At 72.0% G+C, this 17,993-nt stretch carries 15 protein-coding genes and 1 pseudogene; 6 read left to right on the top strand and 10 right to left on the bottom strand.

Translation table 11 applies throughout. The annotated features are described in order from the left end of the window. Positions 1-17: 17 nt before the first annotated feature. Entirely contained in the window at positions 18-1,127 is a 1,110-nt protein-coding gene (locus tag RFN52_RS01345) for a hypothetical protein (RefSeq protein ID WP_184854490.1), read from the bottom strand. A 2-nt stretch (positions 1,128-1,129) separates the two neighbouring features. Continuing rightward, on the bottom strand, positions 1,130-2,179 hold the full coding sequence (locus tag RFN52_RS01340) for a hypothetical protein (RefSeq protein WP_184854491.1): 1,050 nt from the start codon (positions 2,177-2,179) through the stop codon (positions 1,130-1,132). Between the two features lie 166 nt (positions 2,180-2,345). Between RFN52_RS01340 and RFN52_RS01335 the strand changes: the two genes are divergently transcribed. Together RFN52_RS01335 and RFN52_RS01330 are read left to right on the top strand one after the other, a co-directional pair. Further along, on the top strand, positions 2,346-2,693 hold the full coding sequence (locus RFN52_RS01335) for an antibiotic biosynthesis monooxygenase family protein (RefSeq protein ID WP_184854492.1): 348 nt from the start codon (positions 2,346-2,348) through the stop codon (positions 2,691-2,693). A gap of 149 nt (positions 2,694-2,842) precedes the next feature. Next, positions 2,843-3,361, top strand: coding sequence for a hypothetical protein (locus RFN52_RS01330; protein WP_184854493.1), 519 nt, complete (start codon positions 2,843-2,845; stop codon positions 3,359-3,361). Between the two features lie 315 nt (positions 3,362-3,676). Here RFN52_RS01330 and RFN52_RS01325 read toward each other — a convergent pair. Together RFN52_RS01325 and RFN52_RS01320 are read right to left on the bottom strand one after the other, a co-directional pair. Further along, positions 3,677-5,600, bottom strand: a pseudogene (locus RFN52_RS01325) (protein-arginine deiminase domain-containing protein). 153 nt (positions 5,601-5,753) lie between these two features. Continuing rightward, positions 5,754-6,176, bottom strand: a complete 423-nt coding sequence (locus RFN52_RS01320; protein WP_184854494.1) for a DUF350 domain-containing protein — start codon at positions 6,174-6,176, stop codon at positions 5,754-5,756. A gap of 147 nt (positions 6,177-6,323) precedes the next feature. Between RFN52_RS01320 and RFN52_RS01315 the strand changes: the two genes are divergently transcribed. Together RFN52_RS01315 and RFN52_RS01310 are read left to right on the top strand one after the other, a co-directional pair. Beyond that, positions 6,324-7,016, top strand: a complete 693-nt coding sequence (locus tag RFN52_RS01315; RefSeq protein WP_184854495.1) for a 2-phosphosulfolactate phosphatase — start codon at positions 6,324-6,326, stop codon at positions 7,014-7,016. A 208-nt stretch (positions 7,017-7,224) separates the two neighbouring features. After that, a complete protein-coding gene (locus RFN52_RS01310; protein WP_184854496.1) occupies positions 7,225-8,274 on the top strand; it encodes an enoyl-CoA hydratase/isomerase family protein in 1,050 nt (349 codons plus the stop codon). A gap of 54 nt (positions 8,275-8,328) precedes the next feature. Here the strand turns inward: RFN52_RS01310 and RFN52_RS01305 are convergent, their stop codons facing one another. The 5 genes from RFN52_RS01305 to RFN52_RS01285 form a co-directional block, all read right to left on the bottom strand. Beyond that, positions 8,329-9,369: a vWA domain-containing protein gene (locus RFN52_RS01305; protein WP_184854497.1), complete on the bottom strand. Its 1,041-nt coding sequence runs from the start codon at positions 9,367-9,369 to the stop codon at positions 8,329-8,331. Between the two features lie 222 nt (positions 9,370-9,591). After that, entirely contained in the window at positions 9,592-9,963 is a 372-nt protein-coding gene (locus RFN52_RS01300) for a DUF6234 family protein (protein ID WP_184854498.1), read from the bottom strand. Between the two features lie 138 nt (positions 9,964-10,101). Continuing rightward, positions 10,102-11,337 carry a SpoIIE family protein phosphatase gene (locus RFN52_RS01295; protein WP_184854722.1) on the bottom strand — a complete coding sequence of 412 codons (1,236 nt, stop codon included), beginning with the start codon at positions 11,335-11,337 and terminating at the stop codon, positions 10,102-10,104. 33 nt (positions 11,338-11,370) lie between these two features. After that, positions 11,371-12,291 (bottom strand): universal stress protein, encoded by a 921-nt coding sequence (locus tag RFN52_RS01290; RefSeq protein ID WP_184854499.1) that lies wholly within the window; start codon positions 12,289-12,291, stop codon positions 11,371-11,373. 87 nt (positions 12,292-12,378) lie between these two features. Next, positions 12,379-13,839 (bottom strand): aldehyde dehydrogenase family protein, encoded by a 1,461-nt coding sequence (locus RFN52_RS01285; RefSeq protein WP_184854500.1) that lies wholly within the window; start codon positions 13,837-13,839, stop codon positions 12,379-12,381. Positions 13,840-14,050: 211 nt separating this feature from the next. Between RFN52_RS01285 and RFN52_RS01280 the strand changes: the two genes are divergently transcribed. Continuing rightward, complete coding sequence (locus RFN52_RS01280) at positions 14,051-16,477, top strand: SpoIIE family protein phosphatase (RefSeq protein ID WP_184854501.1); 2,427 nt, start codon at positions 14,051-14,053, stop codon at positions 16,475-16,477. Positions 16,478-16,593: 116 nt separating this feature from the next. Beyond that, a complete protein-coding gene (locus RFN52_RS01275) occupies positions 16,594-17,082 on the top strand; it encodes a VOC family protein (RefSeq protein WP_184854502.1) in 489 nt (162 codons plus the stop codon). A gap of 32 nt (positions 17,083-17,114) precedes the next feature. Here RFN52_RS01275 and RFN52_RS01270 read toward each other — a convergent pair whose 3' ends face one another. Beyond that, positions 17,115-17,942, bottom strand: a complete 828-nt coding sequence (locus RFN52_RS01270) for an alpha/beta fold hydrolase (protein WP_184854503.1) — start codon at positions 17,940-17,942, stop codon at positions 17,115-17,117. Between the last annotated feature and the right edge of the window lie 51 nt (positions 17,943-17,993).

The following is a 17,993-nucleotide window of genomic DNA, read 5'->3' as shown; positions in this document are numbered from 1 at the left end:
GTGCTCGGCCGGTCGCCTCAGCCGTGTCGCAGGATGCGTGGGGCGAACGTACCCCCGGGGCCGTCGGCGCGGCCGACCGACCACACCGTCGCCGTGCCCGGCACCGGCGCCAGCCGCAGCGTCCTGGAGTCGCCCTCACCGGCCACCGCCGGTTCGGCGTACCCGGTGAACGACTGGCCGTCCCAGGCGAGGAAGTCCGGCCCGGGGACCCACGGGGGAGTGCTGCCCGGCGGGCCCCACTTCTGCGAGCGGGCCACCGAGACCCAGCCCAGCTCGCCGGACGCGCTGGGCGCCAGTGATGTGATACCGCCGAAGTCGGTGGGCACGGTCACCCGGTTCCACGTCTGCCCGTCCCAGCGGACCAGCAGGGGCGGAATCGGCCGCCCCACCGGGCCGCCGACGAACCCGGCCGTGCCACCCGCCCACACCTCCGTGGGCGAGACCGCCAGCACACTGCCCACGGCCGACCGCGGGAACCCGTCCACGACCGTCTGCTGCCACGCCTGCCCGTCCCAGTGCGACACGGCCGCACCCGAGGCGGTCTCGCCCGCGGCCCAGACGTCGTCGGCCGCCAGCACGTGCAGGCCGTACACGGCTCCCGGCGGTGCCGGCACGTCCTGCCAGCCGCGCCCGTCCCGGCGCAGCAGCACCTGCGCGCCGTCCCGCGAACCGATCAGCCAGGTCTCACCGCCGCCGGTGACGACCTTGGCCGGCACCACGTCCCGGGGCGGCCGGCTCTCGGACCAGGCGACGCCGTCGAAGCGGAGCAGGCGGGCACCGCCCGCCGCGTCGCGACCGACCGCCCAGAGGGCGGCCGGTGAGGTCCCGGCGACGGACAGCAGCTCTCCCTGCCAGCGGATCCCGGGCAGGTCCTGGCGCTGCCACGCCGTTCCGTCCCAGCGCAGCACCAGCGGGAAGCCCGGCGCCTCGCGGCCGACGGCGTCGGCACCCACCGCCCAGGCCCGGTCCGGCCCGAACGCCACGGTCTCGTTCAACCCGGCCTGCGGACGTACCTGCGCGGGGACCGGAACGTGCTGCCAGGACGCGGTGTCCGCCCCGGCCGGGCTCATGCCGGCCAGGATCGTCATGGCGACGGCGAGGGCCGCGACGAACAGTCTTCGTGCCATGGTCAGCCTCCCAGCCGCTCACTCATCAGGTGGGGTCTGGAGCCGTAGATCTCGACGGTGCCGAAGGACAGCAGCGCCGACCCGGCCCTCGCCAGTGCCCGAGGCCTGACGTCGATCGCGTTCGTGCGTTCGGGGCCGTAGGAGAAGGTGGTGCGGGGGCCGTCCACCCGCGCGTACTTCGACCGGAACGCGAGGTCGCTGCGCACCGGCAGCCACAGTGCGCCGTCCGGACCGCGCACCATGGCCGCGGTGTGGGTGTCGCCCAGCGGCGGGTACGTGGTGCGCCAGGCGTGCCCGTTCCAGGTCGTCAGGTAGGTGCGGGCCACGCCGTCGGTGTACTGGCTGCCGCCGACGGTGACCCGGCCGGACGGTTCGGGCAGGATCGTGTGCACGTTGCCGTCCGGCGGCAGCGGCACCTTCGCGTCCCGCCACGTCGTGCCGTTCCAGCGCAGGACCGTCGTCCCGGTGCTGCTGTCCCCCCAGGCCCAGGCGTCGATGGCGGAGCGTGCGGTGATCCCCATGACGTACCGGACCCCGTCGGGCACGGACTGCGCGGTCCAGCCGGAGCCGTCGTAGTGGAGCACCTTCAGCCCGGTGTCGTCCTCGCCCACCACCCACGCGGCACCCGGCACGGCGGCGAAGTCCTGGTAGGTCCACAGGGTCTGCGGCAGCGGCACGGTGCTCCAGCCTCCCGCCGTCCGGCGCAGAATCGCGCCCGAACCCGAGCGGTTGTGCAGGGTCCACATCTCTTCGCCGACGAACTGCACCTTGCCGAGCCCGCCCGCTTCGCCGGCGCCGGGGAAGCCCGTGTCCCGGCTCCACGCCGTGCCGTCCCACCGGTACACCAGGGGCCGCAGCCCGTCGGCGGCGTGCTCGTACCCGGTCGCCCATGCCTCGCCCGGACCGCGGGCGGCGAGATCGGACACCGTCACCGGAGGGGCCGCAGCCGGCACCGGCAGAGCCGACCAGCCCCGTGTCACGGCCGAGGCGGGCGAAACCACCGCGGCACACGCGATCACGAGGCAGACGACGACCGCGCGAAGCCCGTTCACGAGACCTCCCCAGAACGCGAAGGTCGCTCACCTTATGGCCGCTCACCCCTGCTGAACAGACGTCACGCGGCCAATCAGGAGTGCGCACCCGGGAGGTTGTGCGCCGAGGCGGGTGCACGAGATCGTTCGGGGCGAAGCTGCCGGTACCGTCTGTTGGAGGACCTCCGTGACCGATGTCGCGCCCGCGTCGCTGCCCGCCCCGCCCTACTACGCCGTGGTGTTCACCGCCGTGCGCACCGCGGGCGACAACGGCTACGGGGAGACGAACGACCGGATGATGGAACTCGCCGCCGACCAGCCGGGATTCCTCGGTGTCGACTCCGCCCGCGGGGCGAACGGCCTGGGGGTCACGGTGTCGTACTGGAGGGACGAGGAGTCGATCGCAGCGTGGCGGAATCACGCGGAGCACACGTTGGCCCGAGCGCGCGGACGCGAGCACTGGTATGCCTCGTTCGCGCTCCACGTGGCGAAGGTCGAGCGTGCCTACGGGTTCACCCGCCCCGCGGAGCTGTAGCTCCACCATCCCGGCGCAGCGGCGTTACCGCTCTCGGGCGACGGCGGGAGGCATGCTGGTAGCCGAGACCGGCGTACGCACAGCGCGGGTGCCGCGACGACCGAGCGGGGACGCGGGACCCGTGTCCCGGGACAGGTGAGGGGCATCAGGTGGCGGACGACCGGCGAGCGGATGTGCCGCCCGGAACGGAGGCCGCCGTACTGGCGGACCGTCTCAAGGAGCGGATCTACGCGACCATCACGATGATCGCCGTCGTGGTCGGACTGTCCCTCGGTGATGTGGGTTCCCTCGGAGCCGTCGCCACGGTCCTGACGACCGCCCTGGGACTGTGGCTCGCGGCATTCGTCGCCGACCAGCAGGCCCACCGCACGGTCCACCGCCACCTCGCCACCGGCCCCGAGCTGCGCCGCATGCTGTACGTCAGCAGCCCCCTGCTGTCCTGCGCCGTGGGTCCTGCCGTACTGATCGCTCTGGCCGCGCTGGACGTCCTGTCCCTGCACGCCGCGCTGCTGACGGCGGCGGGGGTGGGCGTCCTCTCCCTCTTCCTGTGGGGCTGTCTGGGCGGGCTGCGCATGGGAGGCGGCGCCCTGACGGCGACGATGGCGGGCCTCGCGGACGCGGCGATCGGTGTGGCGGTCGCCCTGGTGAAGGCGGCGGCCGGGCACTGATCCGGCGCCGAGCCGCTGCTGCTGCTCTTCGATCAGGTCGTCCACCTGATCCGCCGTCATGCGCCGCGGGCCGCCATCGCGTTCGACACCAGCGGCGGCGACAGCGTCGAGGCGGCACAGCGGTGGCTGTGACGGCCGCCCGTACCGTCACAGCCGTGCTGCCGCGAGGGCGCCGGGGTCTCCTGCACGGCGGCCCATGAGGCGAGCAGGCACAAGCCGGGGATGCAGGCGAGCCCGGTCAGCTTCTCGCCCGGCGCCCGTCACAGGCCGGCAGCACCACGGGCCCCGCAGCCGCCGCCGGTGACCACCCGCGGCCTACGCCGGGTTACGGTTCGGCACCGGGCGCTGCCACCATGGGGCCGTGGCGTCGCGCAGGGTGTTGGTGCCGCAGTGCACCTCACCCATACCGAGGTGGTACGTGTACCAGTCGTCGATGTACGAGACCTTCAGGCCGACCCGCTGGTAGGCGGCGGTGACGGCTTCCGTGAAGATGTCCGTGCCGCCGATGACGGGTCCCCACTGGCGGGGCGCGAGGTAGCGGTCGCGTCCCAGGAGCACGCCGTTGACCGCACCGGGGACGTAGGCGCTGGTCGTCACCGTCGCCGGAGCCGCCGCCCCCTGGGCGGGATTCTCGGCGAGCCACTTCTGCTGGCCCTGCTCCCGGAGGCTGTCCACGAGGTCGGAACCGGCGCCCATGCGCGTCAGACGCGGCACGGGAACCTCCTGTCCGTCGGCGGTCAGAGCCTCCGAGTCACGGGTGTACAGCGCGGGTACCCGCACGATCTCCGCGTCGGTGACTCCCGTCTCGCGCTTGAGGATCTCCAGGTTGGCCGCGATGCGACGCGCCGCCATCTCGTTGTCGGCCACCAGGTGACGGGAGGCGAGGGCCTGGTCGATGGTCTCCTTGGGCGCCGGCGTGCCACTGCGACCCGGCACGGAGAACATCTTCGTCCTGCCGTGGCCGGCGCCCTTGGCGTCGCGCAGCAGTTGCAGCCCCGCCTTCGGGTCGGCGATGCCGATGCGCCAGCCGCGCGGGGTGTCGGCGGGCAGGAACTGCACGAACTCGTCGACGTGGCCCACGCCCAGCCAGGAGGTGTCCAGCAGCAGCGGGTCCTGCAACCCCTGCGCCGTGAGCATCGTCCGCATCACCTTCGAGGGGCGCGCCCCGCTGTCCTTGCGCTCGCCCATGATGATCCGCCCGGCCGGGAAGGAGCGTCCGCCGTGCGTGTAGGGCGGGATGGTCTCCAGGTTTCCCATGGAGTTCAGTGACCAGTCGTCGGGCTCGGCCCTGTCGGTCACCTGCACGACACCGATGTCCCGGCCGCGCATCCGCTCGAACAGCTCCCGGCCGGCATCCCGGTCCGGCTGGGCGGAACGCAGCATCACGCGCATCACCTGCCGCCGGCCGCCCGGCCCGGTCATGCTGACATAGGCCGGTTCCACGAAGTCCTGGGCCCAGCGGTCGGCGTACCTCTCGAAGGTGACCAGAGGCGTCGTGACCCCGGCCTTCTTGACCTCCTTCTCGAGAGCGGCGACGAACTCCCGCTGGAGACGGCTGTCCGGGCCGTTGCCCTGGACCTTGGACACCATCACCTGCTGGGTGTCCTGAAGGTGGTGCTGCGTGAGCAGCGGCGCGACGCGCAGGGTGACGGCGTCGGAGGTGGACTTCTGACCGGACGTCACCGTCAGCCGGACCACCGCACGGCCGTCCCAGTTCGCCGTGTCGCGGACGACGTCGGTGGCCTCGACGCCGAACTCCACACCGGAGCGCAACTCGGCGGCCGTCAGCCGGGTCGCGGACGTCACCGGGATCCACTTGCCGGCACGCTTGAGGAAGAGGTGCGCGTTGCTTGCCGCCCGTGGCGATCTTCAGACGGCCCGTGGCGTTCGCGGGGAGGCCGGGCAGGGGCACCGAACGGACCCGGGCGAGGTCGGCCGCGTCCTCGGTGCCGTTGACCTTCACGTCGGAGCCGTCGTTGCACGCGGCCAGCTTGGCGTCGGACAGCGGCTCGCCGTCGGGCGCGGTCACCGGGCACCGCTTGGAGTCGTCATCGATGTTGGGCAGGAACACGGCTCCGCGGTCGACGGACCAGGCGTCCTCACCCGTTGTGTCGCTGCCACCGGTGACATCGACACGCCCGTCGCGGTTCACGTCCGCCCGCAGATCGGCGCGTACGCCCGCGTCGGCGGCGAAGGCGGATCCGACCGGCCCCGCCAGCACGGATCCGGCGGCAGCCATGGCCAGGACCACCGACCCGGCCGGGTACAGGCGCGAACGTATAGGTCTCGGTGAACGCACGGCACGTTCCTCTCAGTTGGGGGGCTCCGCCCTACAAGAGGTGGAACTGTGCCTGTGCGTTCACTGTGTTTCGAGAGTTGCCCCGTCAGCGCTTCAGGCGATGGACGCCGCGATGACGGCCGACACGGCGAGGTTGCACGAGGCCGTCACCCAGACCGCGGGATGAGGCTCCGACTCGACCAGCGTCGCGCCCAGGCGGCCCGGTGTGACCAGGTCAACCAGCAGGAACGCCAGCGCCATCATCACCAGTCCCAGCAGCCCGAACGCCGCCGTCGAGACCAGCCCCTTGCCGAAGTCCTCGTACGTCGTCCATATCGACGTGAACACGATGCCGCCGATGCCGAGCAGCGCGGAGCTGAGGACCGTGGCCGCGTTGCGGTTGCGCTGTTCCCAGATCTGCCGCCCGAGCTTTCCAGGCGTCAGCACGTCGACCAGGACGATGCCGAGGAGCAACAGGACCAGTCCCAGACCGCCGTATGCGGCGGCCCGCCCGAGTCCGTTGACGATGTCGCTCATGGGATTGCCAACTCCGAAGCGTAGAGATCAAGGAGAGGCAAAATGTAGCGCACGCGTGCGGCCCGCCGACCGGCGCCCGGTCATCCCTGACGCCGACCGTTTTCCGTCTCCGGACGACACGGGACGGGCACGCGCGATCATGGCCCGATGGAGACTCGATTCCTTGGCATCCCCGAACTCGCCGAAACCCCGTCCGTGGCCGTCGTGGTCGACGTCATGCGTGCCTTCACGGTGGCCGCCTGGGCTTTCGCCCGAGGGGCGGAGAAGATCGTGCTTGCGGAGTCGCCGGAGGACGCCCTGGCGCTCAAGGCACGTCACCCCGGCTGGATGGCGCTCAAGGACGGTCCGCCCGCGCCCGGGTTCGACGCCGTCAACTCACCGGGACTGCTGCGCTCCGCCGACCTCGCCGGGCGGACCGTCGTACAGAAGACGACGGCGGGGACGGTCGGCGCCCTCGCGGTCAGGGAGGCGTCGCTGGTGCTGTGCGCCGGCTTCGTGGTGGCGGAGGCCACGGCCCGGGTCCTGCGGACGCGCGCGTGCGACCGCGTCACGTTCGTGGTCACCGGCGAGGGCGGGCAGGCCGACGAAGACCTGGCGTGCGCCCAGTACATCGCTCTGAGAGCCACCGAGACCGGGACGGAAGCAGCCGGCTTCCTCAAGCGAGCCGGTGAGTCGCGTGCCGCCGCCGAGCTGGCGGACGGGGTGCGTCAGGGCGTCCACCCCGACGACGTCGCGCTCTGCCTCGACCTCGACCGGTTCCCCTTCGCCATGGTGGCGACCTCGGAAGACTCCCTCATGGTCCTCCGCCCCACGATGCCGAGCGCAGGGCCGGGCCGGTGATGCGACGGCTCGCGGGCCCGGGGTGGGGACCCCCTGCCACGCCCGGTCATCAGGGCACCGTAGGGTCCGGTGGCGAGGTGACCCGGCGCCGGCAGCTGCGGACGAAAGGGCCTCCACGTGATGGGAGACGAAAGGGCCTCCCCATGATGGGAAGGGAATCGGCAGTCATGCGCGTCATCGTGGCCCAGGACCTGGGGGAGGAGTTCCGGTGAGCGGAGCCGAGGAATCCGGACCCGTCCTCTTCCACACCAGCGGGCGTGCCGCCCACATCACCCTCAACCGGCCTCGGGCCCTCAACGCCCTGACGCACACCATGGTCCGCCGCATCGACGCGGCCCTGACCGAGTGGGAGCGGGACCCCGCCGTGGAGACCGTCGTCATCACCGGCGCAGGGGAGCGGGGCCTCTGCGCCGGCGGCGACATCCGTGCCATCCACGACGATGCCCGGGACGGCGACGGCACGGCTTCCGCCGGGTTCTGGCGCGACGAATACCGCCTCAACGCCCGCATCGCCCGCTACCCCAAGCCGTACGTGGCGGTGATGGACGGCATCGTGATGGGTGGCGGCGTCGGTGTCTCGGCGCACGGCAGCGTCCGTGTCGTCACCGAGCGGTCCCGGGTCGCCATGCCGGAGACCGGCATCGGCTTCGTGCCGGACGTGGGCGGCACCCGTCTGCTCGCCCTGGCCCCCGGGGAGTCGGGCACGCATCTCGCCCTGACGGGCGCTCAGATCGGTGCTGCCGATGCGCTGTCGTGCGGGCTCGCGGACCATTACATGCCGGCGGCCTCACTACCGGAGTTCCTCGACGCCCTGGCCGGGCTGCCCGTGGACAAGGCCCTGGGCGGCCATGCGCGGACACCCCCGCAGGGCGTCCTGGCCGCCCAGCGCGACTGGATCGACGACTGCTACGCCGCCGACACCGTCGAGGAGATCGTGCGTCGGCTGCTCGCGCACGGCGACCCCGCCGCCAAAGAGGCCGCGGAGACCCTGCTCGCCAAGTCGCCGACCGCCCTCAAGGTCACCCTCGCCTCCCTTCGCCGGGCCCGCACGCTCGGGTCGCTTGAGCGGGTGCTGAACCAGGAGTACCGCGTCTCCTGCGCCGCCCTGGACATGCCCGACCTGGTGGAGGGAATCCGCGCCCAGGTGGTCGACAAGGACCGCCGGCCGCGCTGGTCGCCGAAGACCCTGGACGAGGTCACCGACTCCGATGTCGAGCGCTTCTTCACCCCTCTCGGCGAGCGCGAACTCGGACTTTAGCCGGGGTGCCGGGGCTGCGATGCCTCCCCGGCACCCCACCGTCTTCACGACGTGTCAGAGCATGAGCAGCAGTCGCGTGTTGGCCACGAGCTTTCGGTTGACGCTGGTGCTCTGCACGAAGATGGTGAAGTCGTCATTGTGGTCCGGCTTGACGCGGGCTTCCGCGTCGGGCAGACCGAGCAGGCTTCGCGCTTCGGGCCCCGTGTACACGCGGTCCGTCTTCTTCTCCAGCACGGCGATCTGCTTCTGCGCCTGGATCTTCTCCGACTTGCTCAGTTGGTAGAACGCCGCACCGGTCCGGTAGGTGTGCCCGCACTCGGTGACCCACTCCCTGATGGCCGCGTTGCGGGCCACCGGTATCAGCTGGTACTTCGACGGATCGACCGGCGTGAGGCCGGCCGCCTTGATGGTGTCCTGGTTGACCGCTTCCGCGCCGGTGGAGAACACCGCGCGCGATCCCCGGATGCCCTGGGTGCGGCCCATCATGAAGTTCTCGGTGGCCTGCCGGATGACCTGGCCGGCCTCTTCCAGGCCCTGTGTGCTCGTGGCGTCCCAGATGGCGATGTTGTCCTTGGGGAATCCGCACTGCATGGCCTCGCGCTTGCCCATCTGGTCGGGCACCAGGACGGCCAGCGTCCAGTTGTCCTGCTGCGTCTCGATCATCCGGGCCACGGCCTGGACCAGTTCACGCGGATCCGTGGCCGGGGAATCCGGGCAGCGGTGACTCGCGTTCTCCTGCCCGTCGGTCAGCACGAACGTCAGGAAGCTGTGGTCGCCGTACAGCTGGGCCGTCTGAGCCAGCTCGTGCTGTGACTTCAGCGCGGCTGCCAGGAGGGCCGTCATGCCACCCGTCCGGTACAGCTGCTTCAGGGACGGCATGCGCAGCACGTCCTTGTCGTAGATGACGCACTGCACCTTGTCGGCGAAGACGTACACCGTGACGCGGGTTTCCTGGTCCAGTTCCTTGGACCGGCGGGCCAGATACGCGATCTGCTGATCGGCGACGTCCACGACCTTGTGGCTCAGGTGCGACATGGACGAGCTGGCATCGAGCACTAGAGCAACGTGATTGATGTAGTTCTGGCTTCCGGACATCACAACTCCCCCTTGTTCCGGTGTCCCGGTCGGATGCTCCTACCTTCTCACCCACCACTGACAATCGATCTTGGTTCCGGCGCCGGGCGGCAGGCGTGGGACCGGCATCCGGGGGTATCCGCTTGCCGCTGGACGGGGAGGGGCTGCGACACCTGGGGAGGTCTGAGCAGCCCTTCCCCCACGCCGATGCGGTGGGATCGCCAGGTGCCGAGAGCGCCGGTGTCACGACAGCAGCATGCGCGTCCATGCGACGGCCAGGACAAGGCAGGTGAGCGTGAACAGGCCCTGCACGACGGCGGTGACGGGCATCCTCAGACGGGCGTGCACAAAGGCGCCGGCTGCCGCCAGGGCCGGAGCGCCCCAGATGATGAGCCAGGTCACCGGCGGGGTGTCGCGGCTGTGCGCGGACGGTGAGGAGCGTGGCGACGGCGCGGTTCCCATGCCGACCGCGAACAGCAGCACCCCGGCGACGACGACGATGACGGCGTCGGCGACCAGGAGCAGCAGGGCGACGGCGATGTCGGTCAGCCGGGAGGGGCGCTCGCGCCGCGACGGCGTCGAGGAGTCCTGGTCATCCGTGGACGGTGAGGCCATGACCCGACTGCACCACGGAATGGCGTGTTCAGGACCGTCCCGGACCGTGGAGGAACCCGAATGTGACCATCGGTCACCCCGAATCGACCGGCACGCCCCGCACCACGAGCCGTGCGGCGGGTGGGCACTCGTACCGGACTACAAGCGGATCACGATCAGGGCGATGTCGTCCGGGGCCCCTTCGGCGACGTCGAGGCGGGCCAGCAGGCCGTCGGCCAGTTGGCCGGGCAGCAGAGCGCGGTCCGCGCCCAGGGCCGTCGTCAGCCGTGCCAGGCCGGCGTCGATGTCCTCGTCGCGGCGTTCGATGAGCCCGTCGGTGTAGAGCACCAGGGTGTCGCCCGGCGTGTAGGCGAGGCCGGCCTGGGGGCGGGGGACATGGTGCTCGCGTGCGCCGAGTGGCGGGTCGGTGGCCTTGTCGAGCAGCTCGCAGGTTCCGTCCCGGTGCAGCAGAACGGGCGGTGGGTGCCCGGCGTTGCTGTAGATGATCAGCCTGCTGCGGGTGTCGATGAGCACCTTGACCGCCGTCGCCGCCATCGCACCGTCCACGGACCTGGCATACAGGCCGAGCACCTCCAGCGCTTGCGCGGGGCTGGGAATGGCGCGGATGACGGCGCTCAGGGCGCTGCGCAGCATGCCCATGGCCGCCGCTGCGCGCAGCCCGTGGCCGACGACGTCCCCGACGGCCGCGGCATAGCGGTCGGGCGGCAGGTCGACGACGTCGTACCAGTCGCCGCAGACGTTCAAGGAGGTCGTCGCCGGCAGGTACCGCACGGCGATGTTGTCGTGGCGGTTCAGATCGGGTGCCGAGAGCAGGGCCTCCTGCAGTGTGACCGCGATCTGCCGTTCCCGGGCATGGGCCTGGAGCAGTTCCCGGTTCAGCCGGTGCAGTTCGTCGGTGCGCGCGTACAGCTCGGCGGCCAGGCCCTTCTCCCGCGTGCTGAATTCCTCCCCGAGCTCTCCGGCCCGGCCCGAGTGGAAGAAGGCGGTGACGTCCTCGGCCCGCTGGACGATCCACTTCACCTTGCCGTCCGGGCCGGGAAGCGGAGTGTGGATCTTCGACCACCATCGCTCCTCGAATCCCTCCAGCCGGCCGGGGGCGGGGATGTCGTAGCGCTGGAGCACCAGGACGTCCGGCTTCCCGCTCTCCAGGGCCCGGCTCAGTGACGCCTTCACGTTCTGTTGCGGGTCGTCGGGGGAGCCGGGGCGCGGCGGCAGGGCGTCGAAGAAGTGCTTTCCGATCAGGTCGCGGCTGGTCCGGCCGGTCGTCTGCAGGTACGCCGGATTGACGTAGCGGATCACCAGGTCCGTGTCCAGAACCAGATACGGGCTCGGCGTGGTGTCGAAGAAGGCCGTGAAGTCGATGTCCACCGTCATCACGCGCGCGCGGGCGCATCGTCCGGTTGCAGTCTACGGGTGATCCCCTTCACCGCCTTCGGCTGCTGCGGGGCCCTCGCCCCCGTGACGGACCACTGCGACCGGGCACTGCGCATGGTGCAGGACGGCCTGGCTGACCGAGCCCAGCAGCAGGCCCCGGAAGCCGCCCCGCCCCCGCGCTCCGACGACGAGCAGCTGCGCGTCCGCGCTCGCGTCGATGAGGGTGTGCCGCACCCGGCCGGCCACCGGCTTTCGCACCACCGGGACGTCCGGGTGGCTCGCCCGGGGGCCGGCGAGCGCCGCGTCGAGGACGCGCTCGGCATGCTCCCGCAGGTGCGTCTCGTCATAGGTGACGAAGGGCGGATCGGCCGGTCCGTCGTAGACATCCGCACTCCCTGTCCGGCACACGTGCAGCGCCGCGAGGTCGGCGCCGCGCAGGGACGCCTCGGTGAAGGCGAAACGTACGGCATCCTCGGAGGCGGGTGAGTCGTCGACCGCCAGCAGGACGGGGCCCGACGGGTTCGGGCGCCCCCGCACCACCAGCACGGGGCAGCGGCCGTGTGCGGCGAGGTGCCCGGATGTGGAGCCCAGCAGCAGGCTGCTGAAAGCGCCCAGGCCACGGCTGCCGACCACCACGAGCGAGGCCGTGCGTGAGGCGATCTCCAGCACCACCAGGGGCTCGCCCACGGTGACGTCACGGGTGATGCCCACCTGCGGTGCCACGGCTCGGGCCCGCCGCTCGGCTGCCGCCAGTGTGCCGTCGAGCAGTTCCCGCACCCCCGACCCGGCCGGGTTCCACGGCGGCCCGCCGGCCGGGAGGTGCGAGGACGACCGTCCGAAGGCATGCACCAGCCGCAGCTCCGCACCACGGATCGCGGCCTCATGGCTTGCCGCCCCGACCGCGTCCAGACTCGACGCCGAACCGTCGACTCCCACCACCACCGGCTTCGTCATGGCGGCACTCCTTCCTCAGGGAGGGACCCCGGACCCTTGCCGCGCAGGCGGCCTGTGGACATGCCGCGTGGCGGAGCGCGCCCGGTGTCATGACGGTCCCGGTGCCGTCATCCAGCGCCACTGGGTGAACTGCTCCAGGCTGGCCGTGCCGCCGATGCGGGAGCCGTTGCCGGAGACGCCCATGCCTCCGAAGGGGGCGTTCGCCGCGTCCTTGGCGCACACGTCGTTGATGTGCACCATGCCGGTGCGCAACTGCCCGGCGACAGCAGTCGCCCTCGGTACGGAACCGGAGTGCACGGCGGCCGCAAGGCCGTACGCGGTGTCGTTGGCGATCTCGACGGCCTCCGCTTCGCTGCGGAAGGGCAGGACAGGTGCGACGGGACCGAAGATCTCCTCCGTGTACGCGGGCATGGCCCGGTCGACGCGGTCCAGGACCGTGGGCGGGTAGAACAGTCCCTCGCGTCGGCCGCCCGTGAGCACCCGCGCCCCGGCCGCCACGCTCTCGTCGACGATGCGCTCGACCCTGGTGGCCTGCCCCACGCTGATGACCGGCCCGATGCCGACACCCTCCTCGCGGGGGTCGCCGACGCGCATGGCCAGCGCGTGCCGGACCAGCGCGTCGGTGTACGCCTCGACCAGGTCGGTGTGGACCAGATGGCGGCCGGCGGCTACGCAGGCCTGCCCCTGGTAGCCGAAGGTGCTCACCGCTCCGGCGAGGGCGGCCGCCTCCACGTCCGCGTCCTCGAGCACGACGAGCGAGTTCTTGCCGCCGAGTTCGAGCAGGACCCGTTTCAGGCCCTCACCCGCCACACGGGCCACGGCGCGCCCGGCCGCGGTGGAGCCGGTGAACGCGATCATGGCGACGTGGGGGTCCGCCGCGACCGCCTGCCCGGTATCGGCGCCGCCGGGCAGGACGTGCAGCACCCCGTCGGGCAGGCCGGCGTCCTCGAAAAGCCGGGCGACGAGGACGCCCCCGGACACCGGCGTGAGCGGGTCGGGCTTGAGCAGCACGGTGTTGCCCAGCGCGAGCGCGGGTGCCAGCGCGCGCACGGCGAACAGGAGCGGAGCGTTCCAGGGATTGATGACACCGACGACGCCGAGCGGCACCCGCCACGCCAGGCTCGTGCCACCGGGGGTCTGCGGGGCCAGGACCTCACCCCGAGGCAGCGAGGCGAGTCCGACGGCGTGGGCCAGCTGGGCGAGGGCGGCGGCGATCTCGTAGTCGCCCTTCGCGGGGACGCCGGCCGACTCCCGGACGATCCACTCGCGGAAGGTGTCGCTGCGGTCCCGCAAGACGCCGGACGCCCTCAGCAGCACCGCTACACGATCAGAGGGAGCAGCCGCGGCCCACTCCCCGGCGGCCGCGGCGGCCCGTACGCCCGCCCGGGCGACGTCCGTGGGCGACGCGATGCCGACGTCGGCCAGCGTGTCCCCGGTGGCCGGTTCGATCACCGGGCGGGTGCCGCCGTCGGACTCGCGCCAGCCCGCGCTGAAGATCCTTCCGGCCCACTCGGCCCGGTCCGGCCACCCCTCGCCGATGACAGCCATGAGTGCCACCCTCCGTCCGGGACCGGTGCCGCCGCCCTGCCATGAGGACCGCCGGCCTGTCACGAGGACCGCCATCCTGCCATGAGGACCTGTTCGCGCACATCTGTCACTCTTGATGTCTAGTGTCGTAAAAAGTGAAGGTGCGGCGCACCTCGGGTTCAGTCCGCTCCCCGGCAGACGGCCCCAGGCGGTAGTGAGGCGGGATGAGGTCATGATCGGATCCGCGTCCGCCCGGGACGGGGGCCCGTCGGGCGGCGGGTCGCGGGAACGGGTCGACGAGGCGGCCACGGCCAGGGCCGTCGTCGATGGTCACGGAGTCGTGACCGCGTGGAACGAAGGGGCCCGAAGGCTGCTCGGATACCGGGCCCCGGAAGTGATCGGCAGGAGCGGGGCCCGGCTTCTCTCGGACACCGCTCACCCTCACCTAGCGGACGCGCTGACCGGCCTGCGGAGGTGGAGCGGCACGGCCACGCTGCTGCACCGGGACGGCCACCGGCTCACGGTCGGACTGCTGGCCCATCACCGGGAGAGCGACGGAGAAGACGACTGGCTCCTGGTGTCCCCGGTGACCCGGCCGGCGGCTACGCCGCAGGACGACGCGTTCGTGCGGCGCAGCTTCGCGCAGGCTCCCTACACCATGGCCCTGTACGACACCGGACTGCGGTTGCGCTGGGCGAACGGGGACATGGAACGTGTGATGGGCTTGTCCGAGGCGGAGATGCGCGGTCTTCGGGTGACGGAGATCGTCCTCGACCCGGAGAGCGAGCGGACCGAGGAGGTCATGCGCGCCGCGCTGCGGACCGGTCGCCCCCAGGAGCTCGGAGCCGCGCTGCACCTCGCCGGCCATGAGCGGGAGAGCGTGTGGTCGGTCTCCCTGGTGCCCGTGCGCGACTCCGGCGGGCTGCTCGAAGGCGTCCTGCTGTCGGCGCACGACGTGACGGAGCAGTACCTCGCACGGCAAAGGCTGGTCCTGGTCGACGACGCCAGCCGGCGCATCGGCAGCACTCTGGACCTGCCCCGTACCGCCCAGGAACTCGCCGACGTGGCCGTCCCCCGGTTCGCGGACTTCGTCACGGTCGATCTCCTGCCGTCGATCGAAGGGGGCGAGGACCCGCCACAGGGTCCTCCGCACGGTCCGGTGAAGATGCGCCGGGTCGCCTCCCAGTCGGTCCTGGAGGGCTGCCCCGAAGCCGTGGTGCCGCACGGGACGGTGGCGAACTACCCGGAGCGTTCCACGGCGGCCCGCTCTCTGGCGGAAGGGCGGCCGGTCATCGAGCACATCACACCCGCCGCACTGGCGGACCTGGACCGGACGGCCCCGCAACGAGCGGCACGCATGCGGCAGTTCGGATTCCACTCGGTCCTGGCGGTACCCATGCGCGCACGTGGCCTCACCCTGGGAGTGGCCACCTTCTCCCGCCACCGGCGGCCCCAGCGCTTCGAGCAGGACGACCTGCTGCTGGGCCAGGAGATCACCGCCCGCGCCGCCGTGTGCATCGACAACGCCCGGCGCTACACCCGCGAGCGGGACACCTCCCTCACCTTGCAGAACAGCCTGCTGCCCCAACAACTCCCCGAGCAGGCGGCCCTGGACATCGCCTCCCGCTACCTGCCCGCCAGCGCCCGGGCCGGTGTCGGCGGCGACTGGTTCGACGTCATACCGCTCTCCGGTGCCCGGGTCGCCCTGGTCGTCGGTGACGTCGTGGGCCACGGCATCCAGGCCTCGGCGACCATGGGGCGGCTGCGCACCGCCGTACGCACACTGGCGGATGTCGACCTGCCTCCCGACGAGTTGCTGACCCACCTCGACGACCTGGTCAACCGCCTGGCCGGCGGGGGCGACGCCACGGCACCGCTCGACGGCGACATCGGCGCCACCTGTCTGTACGCCGTCTACGACCCGGTCTCCCGGCACTGCACCGTCGCTCGGGCCGGCCACCCCGTGCCCGCCCTCGTGACCCCCGACGGCACCGTCGAGTTCCTCGGAGTCCCGGCAGGGCCACCTCTCGGCCTGGGCGGCCTGCCCTTCGAGTCGACCGAGCTGGAGCTCGCCGAGGGCAGCCTTCTCGTCCTCTACACGGACGGGCTCGTGGAGAACCGCGTCCGTGACATCGACGAGGGGATCGCCGCCATGCGCGAGGTGCTGGGGCGGCCGGCACATGACCTGGAGGCCACCTGTGACGACCTGCTGAGCACCCTCCTCGCGGACCGCCCCTCCGACGACGTGGCGCTCCTCGTGGCGAGGACGCGAGCCCTCGACGCGTCCCACGTGGCGACCTGGCCGGTGCCGCCGGACCCCGCCGCGGTGGCCGAGATGCGCAAAGCCGCCTGCCGGCAACTGTCCGAGTGGGGCCTGGACGAGGCAGCGTTCGTCACCGAGCTGGTCGTCAGCGAACTGGTGACCAACGCCATCCGGTACGGCCGCCCTCCCGTCGAACTCAGACTGATCTACGACCGCACCCTCGTCTGCGAAGTCTCCGACGGCAGCACGACCGCGCCCCACCTGCGCCGGGCCCGCACCTTCGACGAAGGCGGACGCGGGCTGCTGCTCGTCGCCCAGCTCACCCAGGGCTGGGGCACCCGTCAGATACCCAACGGCAAGATCATCTGGGCGGAGCAGGCACTTCCCGCCGACTGAGGCGCCGCCACTGCGCCCGTGTTCCGCACATCGTCTCCTTCGGGGCCTCTAGGACAGGATCTGGCCTACAGCGCCCGTAACTTCGGAGGAGCAGCCCACACTCGGGAGGACAGCGGATGACCGTACAACCGATCCCGGACGGCTACCACACCGTCACGCCCTGGATCATCTCGCGCGACACGGCCGGGCTGATCGACTATCTGAAGGAGGCGTTCGGCGCGGAGGAGATCGCGCGGGTCGTCGGGGAGGACGGCCGCATCGGGCACGCGGAGGTGCGGATCGGCGACTCGATCGTCATGCCCTTCGACGCACCGCCGGACTGGCCGCCGACGCCCGCCTTCCTGCGCCTCTACGTCGAGGACGCCGACGCCGCGCACCGCAGGGCCGTAGCGGCCGGCGGCACGTCGGTGACCGAGGTGACGCACCTCTTCTTCGGCGACCGAATCGGGCGGGTACGCGACCCGCTGGGCAACCTGTGGTGGCTCCAGACGCGGGTGGAGGACGTCAGCCCGGAGGAGATGGAACGCCGCCTCCGCGACCCGAAGTGGACCGAGGCGATGGCGTACGTGCAGGGCGCCGACTTCTTCCCGGGGGCCCGCGGGTAACGCGCTCCGGCCTTCCGGGGCGGAGGACAGGCCTACTCGTCCGGCGGCAACCGCCGCTCGCCCTCGACCTGTCCGAGGAACTCCCGGAGCACCTGATGCAGGACCTCGGGGCGCTCCAGGTGTACGTCGTGCCCCGCCCCGGGGACGCTCAAGGCCACTGTCTCCGGGCGCTGTTGCAGCATGGCCTCCGTCTCTTGCGCGGGGACGATGCCGGACTGGCCCAGGACGACCAGCGCCGGGCACGTGATGCTCGCCCACTCGTCCCAGAAGGAACGCCGGGCGTTCTCGGTCAGCGCTGCGACCATCACGTCACGGTCGAAGCGCGGCCACCAGCCCCCGTCGCGCTCCTCCAGCCCGCCCGCCCAGCCTTCGCCGACCGCACCGCCGCCGAAGAACTCCACGGCGGCGCGGCGCGAGGGGAACGGCGTCGGCCACGCGTCGAGCATCGCGCCGATCTCGGCCGGCACGTTCGGATCGGCGCGGCCCGGGCCCGCCTCGACGAGGACGAGCCCACGCAGCAGACCGGGGTGCGCCGAGGCGGTGAGCAGGGCGGTGTGCCCGCCCAGTGACTGACCTGCCAGCACCGGCCGGTGCAGGCCGAGTTGCGCGATGACGGCGACGGCGTCGGCGACGTACGCGGCGCGGGAGACATCGCGCGGCCGGCGTTCGCTCGCGCCGTGCCCGCGCTGGTCGACGGCGACGATCCGGTAGCGGGGGCCGAGGTCCCTGGCGAGGCCGTCCCATTCGCCCGCGTGGCCGGCCAGCCCGTGCAGCAGCACGACCGGGGACCCCGATCCACCCCAGTCGCGGCAGGAGATGCGGACGCCCTCGCGTACCACGGTGCGCTGGGTCCAGGTCATGCCGGGTTCTCCAGACGGTGGGCGCGGTCGTCGGTGAGGTGGCGGCGCTCG

Origin of the sequence: Streptomyces collinus, from assembly GCF_031348265.1 — a bacterium.
GTDB lineage: Bacteria > Actinomycetota > Actinomycetes > Streptomycetales > Streptomycetaceae > Streptomyces > Streptomyces collinus.
Note: the sequence above shows the minus strand (reverse complement) of the source record. Positions and strands in the feature narration are given on the sequence as shown.